Raw genomic sequence first — 17156 nt, 5'->3', positions numbered from 1 at the left:
TTGCCGGGCCTGCGGTTCTCCAGGTCGGTAAGCGCCGCGCCACGCGACGATACTAACGGTTCAAACGCCGCACAATCCGTTCCACCTGCTGGCGAAAATCCGCTGCGACCTGGGCGGGGAGCTGGCCCTGCTCCAGTTTTTCCCGCGCGGCGGTGAACCTGTCGATCACCTGCAAATCCTCAATATAGGGCGTGGCGACGGCGGTCGTGTGCAGCGACTGCGCCTGGCGCAACCCGGCGATCACCGGATCCTGCGGGTCAATCAGCCCCTGCTCTGTGAGCTGTGTTTCCGCCGCCTTGTTAAGCGGAATGCCACGCTCCAGCCCCAGCGCCTCTACCGACTTAGGATCGTTAAGCAGGTAGTTCACCAGGATCGCCGCCTCTTTGGGATGTTTCGTGGATTTTGCCACCGACAGCATCTGCGCCGTTTTGAAATACACCCCCGATTCCTCCGTCCCGGGCTGCATGACGTAATCCCCCAGCACCAGCTTCGCGGGCGGGGTCATGTTGTTGGCAAACATGCGAATGGTGATGTTCCAGGTGAACAGGCCGCCCCATTCGCCGTTGATCCACGGCTTCATCTCATAGAGGTTGCCTTTGCCGTAGGAGGAGAGGGTTTTGGGTGACGGCAGAACGTGGTCATCGCTCAGGCGCTTCACAAAGCGGAAGGCCTCATCCCACTGCGCGTCGTTCCAGGCGAAGGTGCCGTCGCTATTGAACATCGGCTTGCGGTGCGTCTGCATCATGTAGGCATTGAGCAGCAGAATGACATCCTGATCGACCATAGTGTAGGGATAGTAGTTGTTGCCCAGTTTCTGCTGGAAGGTTTTCCCGGCGGCAAAAAACGCCTCCCAGTTTTTCGGGTACGCCAGCCCGGCTTTCTGCCAGGTCACGTCGTTATAGTAAAAGACCGGGGCGTTGACGGAGACCGGCAGGCCGTTGAGCTTGCCGTTGATTGTGGTGGATTGCAGATCCTGAGCCTGATACTGGCTTAAATCCAGCTCCGCTTTCAGCTTGTCGAGATCGTAATACCCGTCGCCGTTTTTGGAGAAGATTATCAGCCACGGCCAGTTGGTCTGCATCACATCCGGCTCGGTGCCGCTCGCCATCTGGGTGGTCAGGCGCGAAAGATGCCCGTCCCAGCCGGTGTATTCGGCCTTCACTTTGATATCCGGGTGTGACTTTTCGAAGGCGTCCAGCGCCTTCAGCGTGGCCTGGTGGCGGCTGTTGCCACCCCACCACGACATGCGTAATTCAACGGGCTGCGCCCAGGCAGAGGTACAGGTAAATAACAGCGATGCGATGACACCTGACAGGAGTTTATTCATTATTTATCTCCGGAATTTTTATTATTAAACAGGTGAGTAACGACACAATACTGACCAGTCGCGCTGGCGCGGCCTCCTGCCGCGCCAGCGCGGCCTCCTGCCGCGCCTTCATCATGCTCTTAGCGTTTCGTCAGACGGGAAACCAGCTCGAACTCCTTAAAATTGACCGGACGTTGCTGCTGCATGGAGATATTGCCCGCAATCCCGGTCAGGATGGACATAGCCCCTGCCCGGTGGTCGGCCGCGCGCTGCAGCGGATCCTGGCCCGGCGTGCCAAACAGGTCGGCCAGCATGGCGTTATCGCCACCGCCGTGGCCCCCTTCACCGAGGCTGAATTCCGCTTTCCAGGGTTCGGCAAACATCGGGAAGACGGTGAGATCGCACTGCTCCAGGCTGCCCTCGTTTTCGCGATCGCCCCCGGCGTTGACGTAGGACTTCTCGACGATCTTCATCTCCAGACGACCTTCAGTGCCGTTAAAGACCACGTTCAGCCCTTCCCACGGCAGGTAGGCGTTAAGGGAGTAGGTGAGCTGCACCTGATTTTGATATTTAACCAGCACCGACAGGGTGTCTTCGATGTTGATGCCGTCGCTGAACACGCTCTGGTCGCGGAAGTAGTTATCTTCATGCTCGGCATCGAGATAGAGCGCCTTAAGCTGGGCGTTCTCCGCCATCTGCAGGGCAAACGGATCCGCTTTCGCGTCGGCAAAGCCGTGGGCGCGTGGGTAGAACTTCGTCACGCCGCGCTGCTCGGCGTTCTCCCTGCCGTAGAATTGCAGGCTGCCTTCGGCGTAAACCCGTTCCGGGTAGCTGCCGAGCCAGAAGTTCATCAGATCGAAATGGTGGGTAGATTTGTGTACCAGCAGGCCGCCACTGTTGCGCTTTTCCCGGTGCCAGCGGCGGAAGTAGTCTGCGCCATGTTCGGTGTTGAGCAGCCACTCAAAGTGTACCGAAGTAACCTTGCCAATCGTGCCCTGCATCAGCAGCTCGCGCACCTTGCTGTGGTGCGGGGCGTATCGGTAGTTGAAGGCCACCCGCACGCTGCGGCCGGTCTCTTCGATGGCGTCGAGAATGCGCAGGGCGCGTTGTTCGTCGATGGTCATGGGTTTTTCGGTGATCACATCGCATCCGGCGTGCAGCGCCCGAACGATGTAGTCGTCATGGGTGCGATCCATGGTGGTCACGATGACAACATCGGGACGCGTTTCGCGGATCATCTCTTCAAACTGCGCCGCCTGCCAGAGGGAAACCGGCTCTGCCCCTTCGTTTTTTAATAGCTGCCGGGCATACTCCATGCGCGTCCTATTGGTATCGCAGAAGGCGACCAGTCTGGCATTTTCCCGCCAGGCACCGCCGATGGCGGAAATATATAAACCAGCACGACCACCGGTTCCTACCAGAGCATAATTTTTCATGGCATCCTCGAGTCAAATAGCAAAATAAATATCAGCAAGGTGACGCAATGAAACGTATTCCACATCAGTTGATGGAGCTGAACAGCACTTTTATCTGGCACTGGCCCTGGTTTATTCAGGGGGTGAAAAGCGCGAAACAGCACGGTTTCACTGGGATCATCCTGCACCAACAGGAACTGCTTTCGGTACTTGCGACGCCCTCGGCATTAAGTCAAAAGCTCAACGTCGAGAACCTTATTCATCAGCAAAATTACGCCCTGCAATATTTAATCCGCGTCGATCGCTATCTGGCGGAAAATAACTTATCGTTCTGGCTGCAAGGGGAGGCCGCGCCTGATGACGATATTATTAAGCGTAAATTTCCTGAACTGACGTTCGACGAAAAAAGCGCGCCGGATTTCTGGCACCATTTTTATGCCGCCATATTGCATCCGCTATTACACGCCTTGCCCCACCTCAGCGGGCTTATTCTCAGCCTGACGACACCGGACTTTCAGACCACCCGCTGGCAGCAAAGCCTGCATGATGTCTGGAGCCTGCTGCGCGCCCGGGGCAAAAAGCTCATCCTGCGCGACTTTATTGATAACAGCTGGCCGCGACAGCAGCTGGCTAACATTCTGGCGACGCTCCCGGACGACGTCCGGGCCTCGGTTAAAGCCACGGAGCTGGATTACCACCCCGGCTTTGCCAACCATCCGCACATCGCCACCCTGCCGGGGCATAAAAAGTGGATCGAGTACGATCTCTTCGGCACCGGTTACGGCTGGACCGCGCTGCCGTGTTATCTGGGCGATGAGATCAGCGGGCGCTTAAGCTGGGCGCTCAGCGCGGCCGAAAACGAAATCGAAGCTATAACTTCCCGTGTGAGCTGGCAGTGGCTGCCCGACAGCCGGGTGATGGACTCCGCCAACGCCATCAACCTGTTCGGTCTCACCGCCGCCAACCAGGCCGCCGATGCGGCGTTGCCCGCCACCTTCGATCGCTGGGCGGAACATCATCAGCTCGGCTTTCGCTCTTTGCAGGACAAGCATCAGCTCTCGGCCATTGTCCACGCCAGCTACGACTGGTTGTGTAAAACGCCAAACCTCCTCGGGCGACGGCTGCACTACCAGAGCCAGATCCCGGAGAGCATTGCCCAGGCGCAGCAGCTGCTGCATATGGACACCCGCAGCGCCAACTGGCTGCACGCCTGGCAGCCGCTGATGCCCGCCGACGATCCTGCGCTGGGCAAAGAGCAGCGTGAGCGGATGGCGCTTGAGAAAGAAGCCGCCTGCTTCCTCGCATCACGCACGCTGCAAAACCTGCGGGAGCTCATGCCGCGGATAACCTGCCAGGACGACACCCTGGCGACCCTGCTCGCCGCCTGGCGCAGCGCGGAAATCTACAGCCAGATGTTCTCCCACGTGGCCGCCGCGGTGACCGATGTGTTGTGGCGGGATCACTACGGTGCGAACAGTCTGCCTGCTGACACCCTGCAGAAGCATCAGCAGCGGCTGCTTCACTACACCGACACCCTGAATCGCTGGCTGGCGGACCCACCCGCCAGCGGCCCCTTGTTCCTGCCGCTACTCCTCAGCCCGGAGCGGCTGGAGCGCTTTGCCAGAAGCCTGAGCGAGTCGCTGTGACTAAAGCATAAAAACTGAGACGGGGATTGTCTGTACGGGGGGCAGAGGGAAAGCCGGGGATTGAGGTGAAATCGGGAAAAGTGTGATGGCCTTTGCGAATTGTAGATAAAGCCTGTGATGCACATCGGCTTTTTCCGTTCAGGTGACGTGATAAACGTCACCAGAAGGGGAAAAAAATGTGATCCCCGACCAGCGGCCGGGGAGGGGGTTTTAGTGCGCGCGGCCCTGTTCGACGCCCAGGCCGGTTTGTGAACGGATAAACTGGGCGCGGAATTTCTCACGCTCCAGGTTACCTTCTGGCGAGTTATCGGTAGCGGAGAAGAACCAGATGCCGATGAACGCCACGGCAATAGAGAACAGCGCCGGGTATTCATACGGGAAGATGGCGCTTTCGTGGCCGAGGATCTGCACCCAGATGGTCGGGCCGAGGATCATCAGGATCACCGCCGTCAGCAGCCCCAGCCAGCCGCCAATCATCGCGCCGCGTGTGGTCAATTTAGACCAGTACATGGAGAGCAGAATGATCGGGAAGTTGCAGCTTGCCGCAATGGAGAAGGCCAGTCCCACCATAAAGGCGATGTTCTGTTTCTCGAACAGAATGCCGAGCAGGATCGCCACCACACCCAGTACCAGCACGGTGATTTTGGAGACTCGCAGCTCGTCGCGCTCGCTCGCGCCTTTACGGAACACGTTGGCGTAGAGGTCGTGCGATACCGCAGAGGCACCAGCCAGCGTCAGCCCGGCCACCACCGCAAGGATAGTGGCGAAGGCCACGGCAGAGATAAAGCCGAGGAACAGGTTGCCACCCACCGCGTCGGCAAGGTGTACCGCCGCCATGTTGTTACCGCCGATCAGCGCACCCGCCGCGTCTTTAAACGCCGGGTTCGCCCCCACCAGCATGATCGCGCCAAAGCCGATGATAAAGGTCAGAATGTAGAAGTAACCCATAAAGCCGGTGGCGAAGAAGACGCTCTTACGTGCTTCACGCGCATCGCTCACGGTGAAGAAGCGCATCAGGATATGCGGTAAGCCCGCCGTACCAAACATCAGCCCCAGGCCAAGAGACAGTGCGGAAATCGGGTCTTTGACCAGCCCGCCCGGGCTCATGATCGCTTCCCCTTTCGGATGCACCGCCATCGCTTCGGTGAACAGGTTATTGAAGCTAAAGCCGACGTGCTTCATTACCATAAAGGCCATAAAGCTGGCACCGAACAGCAGCAGCACCGCTTTGATGATCTGTACCCATGTGGTGGCGAGCATGCCGCCAAACAGCACGTACATCACCATCAGTACGCCAACCAGGACTACCGCAACGTGATAGTTCAGGCCGAACAGCAGCTCAATCAGCTTGCCGGCACCCACCATCTGCGCAATCAAATAGAGGGCCACAACCACCAGCGAACCGCAGGCAGAGAGCATACGGATGGGGCCTTGTTTCAGACGATAGGAGGCGACGTCTGCAAAGGTATAGCGCCCGAGGTTACGCAGGCGCTCGGCAATCAGGAACAGAATGATCGGCCAGCCGACGAGGAACCCGAGGGAGTAAATGAGGCCATCATAGCCGGAGGTATACACCAGCGCGGAGATCCCGAGGAAGGAGGCGGCGGACATAAAGTCACCCGCAATCGCCAGCCCGTTCTGGAAGCCGGTAATGTTTCCGCCCGCCGTGTAGTAATCGTTACGGGAGCGCACGCGTTTCGATGCCCAGTACGTGATGTACAGCGTCAGCACGACGAAAATCAGGAACATGATGATCGCCTGCCAGTTGGTTGGCTGACGCTGAACCTCGCCGGTAATGGCATCTGCCGCATGGGCAGCAAAGGGAAGTGTGGCGGCAAGCGCCGTCAGAACTCGCTTCATGATGCTTTTACCTCGTGCAGGACAGCCTTATTAAGACGATCGAATTCGCCGTTCGCACGCCAGACGTAGACGCCCGTCAGCACAAACGAAATGATGATAACGCCAATGCCAATGGGAATACCGCGCGTGACGCTGGTGCCGGCGTGCAGCGGCGTACCAAGCCAGTGCGGCGCAAAGGCGATCAGTAAAATAAAGCCGACGTAGATAATCAGCATGATGATGGAAAGAATGAAGGCGAACCGTTGCCGTTTTTCGACAAGCTCCCTGTAGTGCGCACTGTTCTCTATCTGCTGACAAATATCGTTATTCATCAGATTCTCCAGAAGTATCGGTAGGGTTGAGGTTTATTGTTATTCCCTCTCCCGGAGGGAGAGGGTTAGGGTGAGGGTGAAGGAAGGAGCGGTCTGATGCCCTCACCCCAGTCCTCTCCTGCAGGGAGAGGGAGAAAAAATTACGAAGGCATTGCGATGGCCTGCTTCTCTTCGAGCAGTTTGTCCACCACGCCAGGATCGGCGAGCGTTGAGGTATCGCCTAAGTTGCTGGTATCGCCCGCGGCGATTTTGCGCAGAATACGGCGCATGATCTTGCCGGAGCGGGTTTTCGGCAGTGAGTCGGTCCAGTGCAGTACGTCCGGGGTGGCAAGCGGGCCGATCTCTTTACGTACCCAGTTACGCACTTCGGTGTACAGTTCCGGCGACGGCTCTTCGCCGTGATTCAGCGTGACGTAGGCATAAATCGCCTGGCCTTTGATGCTGTGGGGAATACCGACGACTGCCGCTTCGGCAATCTTCGGATGCGATACCAGCGCCGATTCAATCTCGGCAGTGCCCAGACGGTGCCCGGAGACGTTCAGCACGTCGTCCACGCGACCGGTGATCCAGTAGTAGCCATCTTCATCACGACGCGCACCGTCGCCGCTGAAGTACATGTTTTTGAAGGTGGAGAAATAGGTCTGCTCGAAGCGATCGTGATCGCCAAACAGCGTGCGCGCCTGGCCCGGCCAGGAGTCGGTGATCACCAGGTTGCCTTCGGTCGCGCCTTCCTGCGGATTGCCCTCGTTATCCACCAGCGCAGGCTGTACGCCGAAGAACGGACGGGTTGCCGAACCCGCTTTCAGCTGGGTCGCGCCTGGCAGCGGGGTGATCATGAAGCCGCCGGTTTCGGTCTGCCACCAGGTATCGACAACCGGGCACTTCTCGTTACCGATTTTCTTCCAGTACCACTCCCAGGCTTCCGGGTTGATCGGCTCACCCACGGACCCGAGGATGCGCAGGGAGGAACGGTCGGTCCCTTCAATGGCCTTGTCGCCCTCGGCCATCAGCGCACGGATCGCGGTTGGCGCGGTATAGAGAATATTGACCTGGTGTTTGTCCACCACCTGGCTCATGCGCGCCGGGGTTGGCCAGTTTGGCACCCCTTCGAACATCAGCGTGGTCGCGCCACAGGCCAGCGGGCCATACAGCAGGTAGCTGTGACCGGTGACCCAGCCCACGTCGGCGGTACACCAGTAAATATCACCCTGATGATAATCAAAGACATATTTGAAGGTGGTCGCGGCATAGACCAGATAGCCGCCAGTGGTATGCAGCACGCCCTTTGGCTTGCCGGTGGAGCCGGAGGTATAAAGGATAAACAGCGGATCTTCTGCGTTCATTGCTTCTGGCTGGTGCTGGTCGCTCGCCTGCTCAATCAGGTCGCTCCACCACAGGTCGCGGCCCTCATGCCATTCAACCGCATTACCGGTGCGCTTGAGCACAATCACGCTGTTGACGCTGTTCACACTCGGGTTTTTCAGCGCCTCATCGACGTTCTTTTTCAGCGGAACGGCACGGCCCGCACGCACGCCTTCGTCGGCGGTAATCACCAGTTTTGAACTGGAGTCGATAATGCGACCGGCAACCGCTTCCGGTGAGAAGCCGCCGAAGATGACGGAGTGGACCGCGCCGATGCGGGCGCAGGCCAGCATCGCGACGGCCGCTTCCGGCACCATTGGCATATAGATAGCGACCACATCACCTTTTTTGATGCCCTGGGCCAGCAGGACGTTGGCAAAGCGGCAGACATCGCGGTGCAGTTCGCGGTAGGAAATATGTTTGCTCTGGGATGCGTCATCGCCTTCCCAGATGATGGCCGTCTGATCGCCGCGCTCGGCGAGATGACGATCCAGGCAGTTGGCGGCGAGGTTCAGCGTGCCGTCTTCATACCATTTAATAGAGACATTGCCGGGGGCAAAGGAGGTGTTCTTGACCGTTTGATAAGGGGTGATCCAGTCAAGGATTTTGCCCTGTTCGCCCCAGAAGGCGTCAGGGTTGGTAATCGACAGCTGATACTTCTCCTGGTACTGCTCCGGGTTGATCAGGCAGCGGTCCGCAATATTTGCGGGAATGTCGTGTTTATGGACCTGGCTCATGGTTTTTGTTCTCCTTGTAGAATGTTAATAATATGTCGCAAAAACGTTAATTGTAGGGGCTTTGGAACCTTTGTTTACTATTTGGGCGACAGATCACGCAAAAATTAAAGAGTTCGAAAATTGAGCAAATGACACTTTGCAGAAAAATAATTACTCTTGAGGATTATTTGCATTTATAGATAAAAAAGCGTTTTTATAACAAAAGGTTATTTATCATTACTGATATAAATTAGCGTGATAACGCCTTTTGTCAGTCAAATGCCTCGTTCTTAAAGGCTTGCGCAGCATGCCGTGCAAATGGTACTGATACCGCGCGTTAAAAAACCCCATAAATGAACGCAACACAATTCATACCCTTTCAGTATGTGTCGTCCCCGCCGTTTTACGAGTACGAACACTTCATTGAGGAAGTCTCTTGTTATGAAAAATTTGAAAGTCAGCCTGGCCTGGCAAATTTTGCTGGCCCTTGTGCTGGGTATCTTGCTGGGCAGTTATCTGCATTATCACAGTGACAGCCGCGAATGGCTGATCGCCAACTTACTGTCGCCAGCCGGTGATATCTTTATTCATCTGATCAAGATGATTGTGGTGCCAATTGTCATTTCGACGCTGGTGGTCGGGATTGCCGGGGTCGGCGACGCGAAGCAGCTCGGCCGTATCGGCGCAAAAACGATTCTTTATTTCGAAGTGATCACTACGGTCGCGATCATTCTTGGCATCACGCTGGCGAATGTGTTCCAGCCTGGCGCGGGTATTGATATGTCGCAGCTGGCGACGGTGGATATTTCGAAATACCAAAGCACAACCGCAGAAGTGCAAAGCCATTCTCATGGCCTGATGGGCACGATCCTGTCGCTGGTGCCGACCAATATCGTGGCGTCGATGGCGAAGGGCGAAATGCTGCCGATCATCTTCTTCTCGGTGCTGTTTGGTCTGGGCCTGGCGTCGCTGCCCTCCACCCATCGCGAGCCGCTGGTGACCGTGTTCCGCTCCATCTCTGAAACCATGTTCAAAGTCACCCATATGGTGATGCGTTATGCGCCGGTTGGGGTATTCGCGCTGATCTCCGTGACGGTGGCGAACTTCGGTTTTGCCTCCCTGTGGCCGCTGGCGAAGCTGGTGCTGCTGGTTCACTTCGCCATCCTGTTCTTCGCCCTGGTGGTGCTGGGGCTGGTGGCGCGGATATGTGGCCTGAGCATCTGGATCCTGATCCGCATCCTGAAAGACGAACTGATTCTGGCGTACTCCACCGCCAGCTCCGAGAGCGTGCTGCCGCGTATTATTGAGAAGATGGAAGCCTACGGGGCGCCTGCGTCAATCACCAGCTTTGTGGTGCCGACCGGTTACTCGTTCAACCTCGACGGCTCCACGCTGTACCAGAGTATCGCGGCGATCTTCATTGCCCAGCTGTACGGTATCGACCTCTCCCTGTGGCAGGAGATCGTACTGGTGCTGACGCTGATGGTGACCTCAAAAGGGATTGCTGGCGTGCCGGGCGTATCGTTTGTGGTTCTGCTGGCGACGCTGGGTAGCGTGGGTATTCCGCTGGAAGGGCTGGCGTTTATCGCCGGTGTTGACCGTATCCTCGACATGGCGCGTACCGCGCTGAACGTGGTGGGTAATGCGCTGGCGGTGCTGGTGATTGCCAAGTGGGAACACAAATTCGACCGTAAGAAAGCCCTGGCGTATGAACGCGAGGTGCTGGGCCGTTTCGATAAGACGGCTGACCAGTAGTGTAAAAAAAGCCCGGTGGCGCTGCGCTTACCGGGCCTACCATACTATTCCCTCTCCCCTTTGGGGAGAGGGTCAGGGTGAGGGGATTTTACTCCCCGCTCAACGCATCAAACTCCTCGCAGCCGGTATCAAACCCTTCGCTACAGCTCAGATTAAACCAGTACAGCGCCTTCTGTTTATTGGGGGTGATAAACCCGGCCTCGCCCTGATGAAACACCTGACCTGCCCAGTATTCCGCGTAACCCGTGCGCGAGAGGGCGGAGCTTTGCTTAAACCACTGCGCGGCCTGCACATCATCCTGCGCCACCTCCACGCCGTTGGCGTAGATCAACCCCAGCAGCAGTTGGGCATCGACAGCGGCGTCATCCTCGGTATTCGCCGCGGCTTTATGCAGTAAGGTCAATGCCTGCGGGTAGTCGGTTTGCCCGGCACGGGTATTCACCAGCAACCGCGCCAGCATCACCGCACCCGGCGAGCTGCCCGCCACCGTGGCCTGCTGCGCCAGCCCCTTTGCCTGGGTTAAATCGCCGTGTTTAAACTTGATTTGCGCCAGCAGCGCCATGGCATCGATATCGCCGTTTTTGGCCGCTTTTTCGGCCCAGGTTTCGGCCTGCTTATCATCACCCGAGCTGTAATAGGTTTCGGCAAGGTAATACTGCGCGCGGCTGTCGCCCGCCTCAGCCTGCTTCAGGTACTGGCCGCCAATCTCTTCGGCGCCCACCAGGGAAGAAAAAAGGATCAATAAAAGATAAAGAGATTTCATGCGTTATTTTCGTAGGGGTAGATAACGGGCAGTATAAGCGTGGGACGAGAAGAAAAAAATGGGTGCATTAAGACCTCCACTATCCACAAGCCGGGCGGGTTTCCCCGCCCGCTGACGTTAGCCTGCCGCGCAGGCTGATTTAGCCGCCACGTCGTGCTGTTCATCCTTTATACCCGTCATACATCACGTAGCTGACGCCTGTAAAAATGGAGTGAATACTCACCCCATTTTTTTATGGTTCCGTTAATTAAGCCTTAGCCTGTGGCCATTTCACGTAAGGTATTTTTCAGTTTGTTATATTCCTCAAGAACATATTTTTCGGCAGCCGATTGATCCGCAATGGGTTCCACGCGCACCGCACAATATTTATATTCCGGCGTTTTGGTTATTGGGCTTAAATTCTCCGTCACCAGCTCGTTACAGGCGCCGATCCACCACTGGTAAGTCATGTACACTGCCCCGACGTTTGGCCGGTCACTCACCTGAGCGCGGGAAATGACCCGGCCTTTGCGTGAGTTGACCCACACCAGCGCCTCATCCTCAATGCCCAGCCGTGCGGCATCCTCAGTGTTAATCTGCACATAGCCGGGTTCATCGGCCAGCGCTGACAGGGCCGCACAGTTGCCGGTCATTGAGCGGCAGGAGTAGTGACCCACTTCGCGCACCGTGGACAGCACCAGCGGATAGTCGTCATCCAGCTTATCAATGGGGGCCATCCAGTCGCAGGTGAAGAACTGCGCCAGCCCGTTCGGGGTATCAAATTTTTCCGCGAACAGGTACGACGTGCCCTGATCTTCTGGCGATTCATCCCGGCAGGGCCACTGGATATAGCCCAGCTCGCCCATCTTTTCGTAGGTTGCGCCCTTAAAGCCCGGACACAGCTGGCGCAGCTCATCCCAGATTTGCTGGGTGTTGTCATAGTGCATCGGATAACCCATACGGGTCGCAATCTCGCTGATGATCTGCCAGTCGGTTTTCAAATCCCACTTTGGCTCGACCGCCTTAAAGAAACGCTGGAAACCGCGATCGGCGGCGGTGTAAACCCCTTCATGCTCGCCCCAGGAGGTGGACGGCAGGACGACATCCGCCACCGCCGCGGTTTTGGTCATAAAGATATCCTGAACAATCACCAGCTCCAGATCGGCAAAGGCCTGACGCACCGCCGGAAGTTCGGCATCGGTTTGCAGCGGATCTTCGCCCATGATGTAGGCCGCCCGCACCTCGCCGTGAGCCACACGGTGCGGCAGTTCGCTGATGCGGTAACCGGGATGCGCAGGCAGGCTCGCCACGCCCCAGGCTTTGGCAAATTTCTCGCGGTTTTCTGGCAACTTAACAAACTGGTAGCCCGGGTAGGTATCCGGCAGCGCGCCCATGTCGCAGGCCCCCTGCACGTTATTCTGGCCGCGCACCGGGTTGACCCCAACGTGGGCTTTGCCGAGATTGCCGGTCAGCATCGCGAGGCTGGTGAGCGAGCGCACCGTCTCTACTCCCTGCCAGAACTGGGTGACACCCATCCCCCACAGCAGGGTGGCCGTTTTCGCTCCGGCATACAGACGCGCGGCCTGGCGGATCTCTCCCGCACTCACGCCGGTAATGGCCTCGACCGACTCCGGCGTATAGCGTTCAACGATCTTACGGTACGCCTCAAAGCCTTCCGTGCGGGCAGTGACGAAGGCCCGATCGTAGAGCTGCTCGGCAATAATCACGTGGCCGATGGCATTAAGCAGGGCGATGTTTGAGCCGTTTCGCAACGCGATATGCATATCGGCAATGCGCGCGGTTTCGATGCGCCGCGGATCGCAGACGATAATTTTGGCCCCGTTCTGCTTCGCGCGCAGAATGTGGTTCGCGACGATCGGATGTGAATCCGCCGGGTTATAGCCGAAAATTAACACCAGATCGGTGTTATCAATCTCGTTGATGGCATTGCTCATGGCGCCATTCCCGACCGACTGGTGCAGACCTGCAACCGAGGGGCCGTGTCAGACGCGTGCGCAGCAGTCGACGTTGTTGGTGCCAATCACGGCGCGCGCAAATTTTTGCATGATGTAGTTGGTTTCATTCCCGGTGCCGCGCGAGGAGCCGGTGGTCTGGATCGCATCCGGGCCATGCTGCGCCTTGATGGCGCTGAGACGACGGGCGACGTAATCCAGCGCTTCATCCCTGGCGACGGACTCCAGCTTGCCGCCACGTGTGCGCCGGATCATGGGGGTTTTCAGCCGCGGGGTCAGGATTTGGGTGTCGTTGATAAAATCCCAGCCGTAGTAGCCCTTCAGGCACAGCTTGCCCTGGTTGGTTTTCCCCCCGGCTGCCTCGGCACGGACGATGCTGCCGTTATCGACGACCAGGCTTATCTTGCAACCTGATGCGCAATAGGGGCACACCGTGATGACGTTTTTCATCGGTCTCGCTCCAGTGTAAATGATGCTGACGTGTTGGTTTATTATGCGGCTTGCAGGCCACATTCTTATTGTGGGATTGCCCTGACTTTACGGGTGAATTCGGGTCAAAACCCTGACAGAAAACAGGCCCACGTCAAAAAATGCGACGGCGAAAGCGATGGGGATGTGACGGCGGTTGAAGATCCGCAAGGGAAAGGACGTTTTGGCTGGAGCCTTGCACATAATGGGCCAGACTGATCACTATCTCCCTGATGGAATCCAGTATGAAACCAGCAATTCTGGTGGTCGATGACGACACCGCGGTCTGCGAACTGTTGCAGGACGTCCTCAATGAGCACGTCTTCACTGTCCATGTGTGCCATAACGGCCAGGATGCCCTGCGTCTGGCGCAGCAAGCGCCGGAGATCGCGCTGGTGCTGCTGGATATGATGCTGCCGGATATCAATGGCTTGCAGGTGCTACAGCAGTTGCAAAAGCAGCGCCCCGAGCTGCCGGTGATCATGCTGACGGGCCTGGGCAGTGAATCGGACGTGGTGGTCGGCCTGGAGATGGGCGCCGACGACTACATTGGTAAACCCTTCAACCCCCGGGTGGTGGTGGCGCGCGTCAAAGCCGTGCTGCGCCGCACCGGTGCGCTGGCGGCAGAGCCGGTGGCCGTGCGGGCAGCCGGGATCAGTTTTAACGGCTGGACGCTGGACACTACCCGCTGTGAATTGATCGACGCCCGGCGCGGCGTGGTCGCCCTGACCCAGGGCGAGTACGGTTTGTTGCTGGCGCTGACGCAAAACGCGCGTCGGGTACTCAGCCGGGAGCAGCTGCTGGAGCTGACCCACAGCGAAAGCGCGGAGGTGTTCGATCGCACCATTGATGTGCTGATCATGCGCCTGCGACGCAAAATTGAAATTAACCCCCATCAGCCGCTGCTGATCAAAACCATCCGTGGGCTGGGCTATGTCTTTGCCGCCGACGTGCTGCACGGTGACAGGGCGGCCTAGGCCAGCGGATTCTCCTCGATAAAGTGCTGTAACTCCGCAAGGTTTTTTGCCCCGTCGATGGCGTTGGCCGCCAGCAGGCTGGCCCGCGCACAGGCATGCGCCATGCGGATGCTCTCCGCCAGCGACAGCGAGTCGTGGCAGCCATACAAAAAACCCGCGCAGAAGGCATCCCCCGCGCCGACGCTGCCGACGATCTCCTCCTGACTCAGCCGCCACGAAGGGATCCAGCCTCCTTCTTCGCCCGGCTCTTGTCCCCAGGCCCCTTCCGGGCAGTGGATCACCACCCGCGCCTTCACCCCGGCCGCCAGTAGCTCTGCCGCCGCCGCGGCAATATTGGCGATCGCGGGCCCATCCTGGTCATCGCGCGTTGGCAGGCCGCTGAACTCGCCCGCCTCCAGCTCGTTGATCACCAGATAATCGAGATGGCGCAGGGCAGGGAGCACCAGCGGCTGATAGCGCGGATCGCCCTTGCGCGACACGAGGTCGAGAGAGGTCTGGAACCCCAGCTCGCGCATCTGCGCCAGCAAGCGCGCGCTGCGGGTGCCGTACTCATCATCCGGCTTATCCAGGCTGTCCAGCAGCAGGAGATAGCCCAGATGGAAGATTTTCATGCTCTGATCGAGCCGGTCAAAGGCGGGCAGATCCAGCAGCCGGTTGGCCCCCGGCGAGTGGAAAAAGGTGCGCTGGCCGCTGGGGTCGGTCATCACCTGTGACATGGAGGTAGGGGCAAACGTGGTGCGCTGCACCCGCTGGCGGTTGACGTGATACTGGTCGAGCATAGCGAGAATGTAATCCCCGTCGTGATCGTCCCCAACCAGTCCCACCGCCTGCAGCGGGAGCCCGGCACGCATTTTCGCCAGGGTCAACAAGACGTTGAGCGGTGCCCCGCCGGTGGCGCGCTCGCTGTGGGTGATCTCCGCCAGCCAGCCGCGCTCGGGCCACTGCACAATCTGATGAACATGATCCACCAGCATGTTGCCCGCCGCGATAATCCCCCGGCGTTCCATCATGCGTACCCCGCGCTGCCAAAGGTGCGCATCTGCGCGGCCACGGTGTCGGTGATCGCCTCTTCGATGCCGAGCAGCAGTTCAGCAAACTCATCGTACAGCGGCTGTCGGTTGGCCATCCGCTGTTCCACCGCCGCCAGCGCCGCCTGCGACATGCCGGTGTAGAAGTTAATTTTGTGGATCCCGAGTTCAATGGCGCGACGGAAATCGGCGTCGCTGATCCCGGACCCGCCGTGCAGCACCAGCGGCAGGCCGGTTTGCTGCCGGATGGCATCAAGACGGGCAAAATCGAGCTTCGGCTCGCCCTTGTACTTGCCGTGAGCGTTGCCAATCGCCACCGCCAGCGCATCGATGCCGGTCTGATCGACAAACTCCCGCGCCCGCAGCGGATCGGTAAAAAGCGCTTCGTCGGCATGACCATACAGGGCGCCGCCCTCATCGCCACCGACGGCACCGAGTTCCGCCTCCACCGACACGCCCACCGCGTGGCACATCTTCACCACTTCCCGCGTCTGGCGGATGTTCTCTTCGTAGCTCAGGGTGGAACCGTCAAACATCACCGAGCTAAAGCCTAAACGCAGCGCCCGCACCACCGCTTCGAAATGCAGGCCGTGATCGAGATTCAGCACCACCGGAATATCATGCCGGGCGGCTTCGAATTTCACCGCCTCCACCAGTGAATCGAGCGACACATACTTAAAATGCACTTCGGCAATGTTGATGATAAAAGGCGAATTCTCCTGGCGAGCCGCGGCAAACAGTGCCCGCAGGAAGTGAGAGTCGAGGACGTTAAACGCCCCCAGTGCGTAACGGTGTTCGCGGGCGTGCGCCAGCCCGTCGGCGAGAGAGATAAGCGGCATGATTCACTCCTTACAGGCGAAACAGGCTGTATTCATTGCACAGGACCAGCACGGCCGGTTCGTCTTCATCGATATTGTTATAGCGGGCGGTAGGGTGCAGGAAGTGGTTGTCTGTCTCGTCGTCATTGACTGACGAGACTTCACCCACCAGCACATCACCAAAGCCCTTTTCACCCCAGAAGCTGTGGTATAAGCCGGGCGGCAGGCAGATGCTCTCCCCCGGTGCGAGGCGGATATGGCTGCCTGCCACGTGGGTCTGCTGGCATCCATCAATGGCGACCTTGATATCGCCAGCCTCTTTCTGTTCATGCTCATCGGCATTCCACAGCTCAACAATCAGGTTCCCGCCGCCGCGGTTGATGATGTCTTCGCGTTTGCGCCAGTGAAAATGCAGCGGCGTCACCTGGCCCTCACGCACGTGCATGATCTTCTCGGCATAGCATTTGTTCCAGGGTTTGCCGCCGGGAGAGCCGTTGCGCAGGGCAAAGAGGGTTAAGCCCTGCGTCGCAAAGTTATCGCCGCCGAAGGCGGTCACATCCCAGCCGAGCCGCAGGTCGAACACTTCTTGCCAGGCATCGGCGTAAAGCTGCTGCCAGCGGCCAGGGGGGAAGCTGGCAAAGGGGGGTAAATGCACATCGTGCATCGAGAAAAACTGTCGTGTGTGGCCGAGGATCTCGTTAATTTCGGAGCGTTTCATAATGACTCCTTGAGTGATGTGCAAATATTACCTCTCACCCTAACCCTCTCCCCATAGGGGA

At 58.2% G+C, this 17156-nt stretch carries 13 protein-coding genes; 3 read left to right on the top strand and 10 right to left on the bottom strand.

The features are described from left to right. Nucleotides 1–52: 52 nt before the first annotated feature. Nucleotides 53–1330: an ABC transporter substrate-binding protein gene (locus tag C3F35_RS10225; RefSeq protein WP_225321550.1), complete on the bottom strand. Its 1278-nt coding sequence runs from the start codon at nucleotides 1328–1330 to the stop codon at nucleotides 53–55. 116 nt (nucleotides 1331–1446) lie between these two features. After that, nucleotides 1447–2742 (bottom strand): Gfo/Idh/MocA family protein, encoded by a 1296-nt coding sequence (locus tag C3F35_RS10220; protein ID WP_103793473.1) that lies wholly within the window; start codon nucleotides 2740–2742, stop codon nucleotides 1447–1449. A gap of 47 nt (nucleotides 2743–2789) precedes the next feature. Between C3F35_RS10220 and C3F35_RS10215 the strand changes: the two genes are divergently transcribed. Then, nucleotides 2790–4367: a hypothetical protein gene (locus tag C3F35_RS10215; RefSeq protein ID WP_103793472.1), complete on the top strand. Its 1578-nt coding sequence runs from the start codon at nucleotides 2790–2792 to the stop codon at nucleotides 4365–4367. Nucleotides 4368–4577: 210 nt separating this feature from the next. Here C3F35_RS10215 and actP read toward each other — a convergent pair whose 3' ends face one another. The 3 genes from actP to acs all read right to left on the bottom strand — a co-directional run bounded on the left by actP (nucleotide 4578) and on the right by acs (nucleotide 8637). Beyond that, nucleotides 4578–6227, bottom strand: a complete 1650-nt coding sequence (gene actP / locus C3F35_RS10210) for a cation/acetate symporter ActP (RefSeq protein ID WP_032616029.1) — start codon at nucleotides 6225–6227, stop codon at nucleotides 4578–4580. Next, the gene (locus C3F35_RS10205) at nucleotides 6224–6538 is read right to left on the bottom strand and encodes a DUF485 domain-containing protein (protein ID WP_032616031.1); all 315 of its coding nucleotides are present in this window, start codon (nucleotides 6536–6538) and stop codon (nucleotides 6224–6226) included. The genes actP and C3F35_RS10205 overlap by 4 nt, the downstream gene beginning before the upstream one ends. Before the next feature lie 140 nt (nucleotides 6539–6678). Continuing rightward, nucleotides 6679–8637, bottom strand: a complete 1959-nt coding sequence (gene acs / locus C3F35_RS10200) for an acetate--CoA ligase (protein WP_103793471.1) — start codon at nucleotides 8635–8637, stop codon at nucleotides 6679–6681. Between the two features lie 420 nt (nucleotides 8638–9057). On the opposite strand from acs, the gene gltP reads away from it, so the two are divergent. Next, a complete protein-coding gene (gene gltP, locus C3F35_RS10195; protein WP_032616035.1) occupies nucleotides 9058–10371 on the top strand; it encodes a glutamate/aspartate:proton symporter GltP in 1314 nt (437 codons plus the stop codon). Nucleotides 10372–10459: 88 nt separating this feature from the next. Here the strand turns inward: gltP and C3F35_RS10190 are convergent, their stop codons facing one another. Together C3F35_RS10190 and fdhF are read right to left on the bottom strand one after the other, a co-directional pair. Next, a complete protein-coding gene (locus C3F35_RS10190) occupies nucleotides 10460–11134 on the bottom strand; it encodes a tetratricopeptide repeat protein (protein ID WP_032616037.1) in 675 nt (224 codons plus the stop codon). A gap of 254 nt (nucleotides 11135–11388) precedes the next feature. After that, entirely contained in the window at nucleotides 11389–13536 is a 2148-nt protein-coding gene (fdhF, locus tag C3F35_RS10185) for a formate dehydrogenase subunit alpha (protein WP_103793470.1), read from the bottom strand. A 263-nt stretch (nucleotides 13537–13799) separates the two neighbouring features. Here fdhF and C3F35_RS10180 point away from each other — a divergent pair, with 263 nt between their 5' ends. Beyond that, nucleotides 13800–14531 (top strand): response regulator, encoded by a 732-nt coding sequence (locus tag C3F35_RS10180; RefSeq protein WP_032616044.1) that lies wholly within the window; start codon nucleotides 13800–13802, stop codon nucleotides 14529–14531. Here the strand turns inward: C3F35_RS10180 and C3F35_RS10175 are convergent. From C3F35_RS10175 to C3F35_RS10165, 3 genes are read right to left on the bottom strand one after another with little or no spacing between them, the layout of a single operon-like run. Continuing rightward, nucleotides 14528–15541 carry a carbohydrate kinase family protein gene (locus C3F35_RS10175; protein WP_104456749.1) on the bottom strand — a complete coding sequence of 338 codons (1014 nt, stop codon included), beginning with the start codon at nucleotides 15539–15541 and terminating at the stop codon, nucleotides 14528–14530. The two genes, C3F35_RS10180 and C3F35_RS10175, sit on opposite strands and share 4 nt — an antisense overlap. Then, nucleotides 15538–16398: a ketose 1,6-bisphosphate aldolase gene (locus C3F35_RS10170; RefSeq protein ID WP_059308934.1), complete on the bottom strand. Its 861-nt coding sequence runs from the start codon at nucleotides 16396–16398 to the stop codon at nucleotides 15538–15540. Before C3F35_RS10170 ends, C3F35_RS10175 begins: the two co-directional genes overlap by 4 nt. Before the next feature lie 10 nt (nucleotides 16399–16408). Further along, nucleotides 16409–17095 carry a D-lyxose/D-mannose isomerase gene (locus C3F35_RS10165; RefSeq protein ID WP_103793094.1) on the bottom strand — a complete coding sequence of 229 codons (687 nt, stop codon included), beginning with the start codon at nucleotides 17093–17095 and terminating at the stop codon, nucleotides 16409–16411. Nucleotides 17096–17156: the final 61 nt, after the last annotated feature.

Source organism: Leclercia sp. LSNIH3 (assembly GCF_002935105.1).
Classification (GTDB): domain Bacteria; phylum Pseudomonadota; class Gammaproteobacteria; order Enterobacterales; family Enterobacteriaceae; genus Enterobacter; species Enterobacter adecarboxylatus.
The sequence above is the reverse complement of the archived record's forward strand: the minus strand, read 5'-3'. Positions and strand labels throughout refer to the sequence as shown.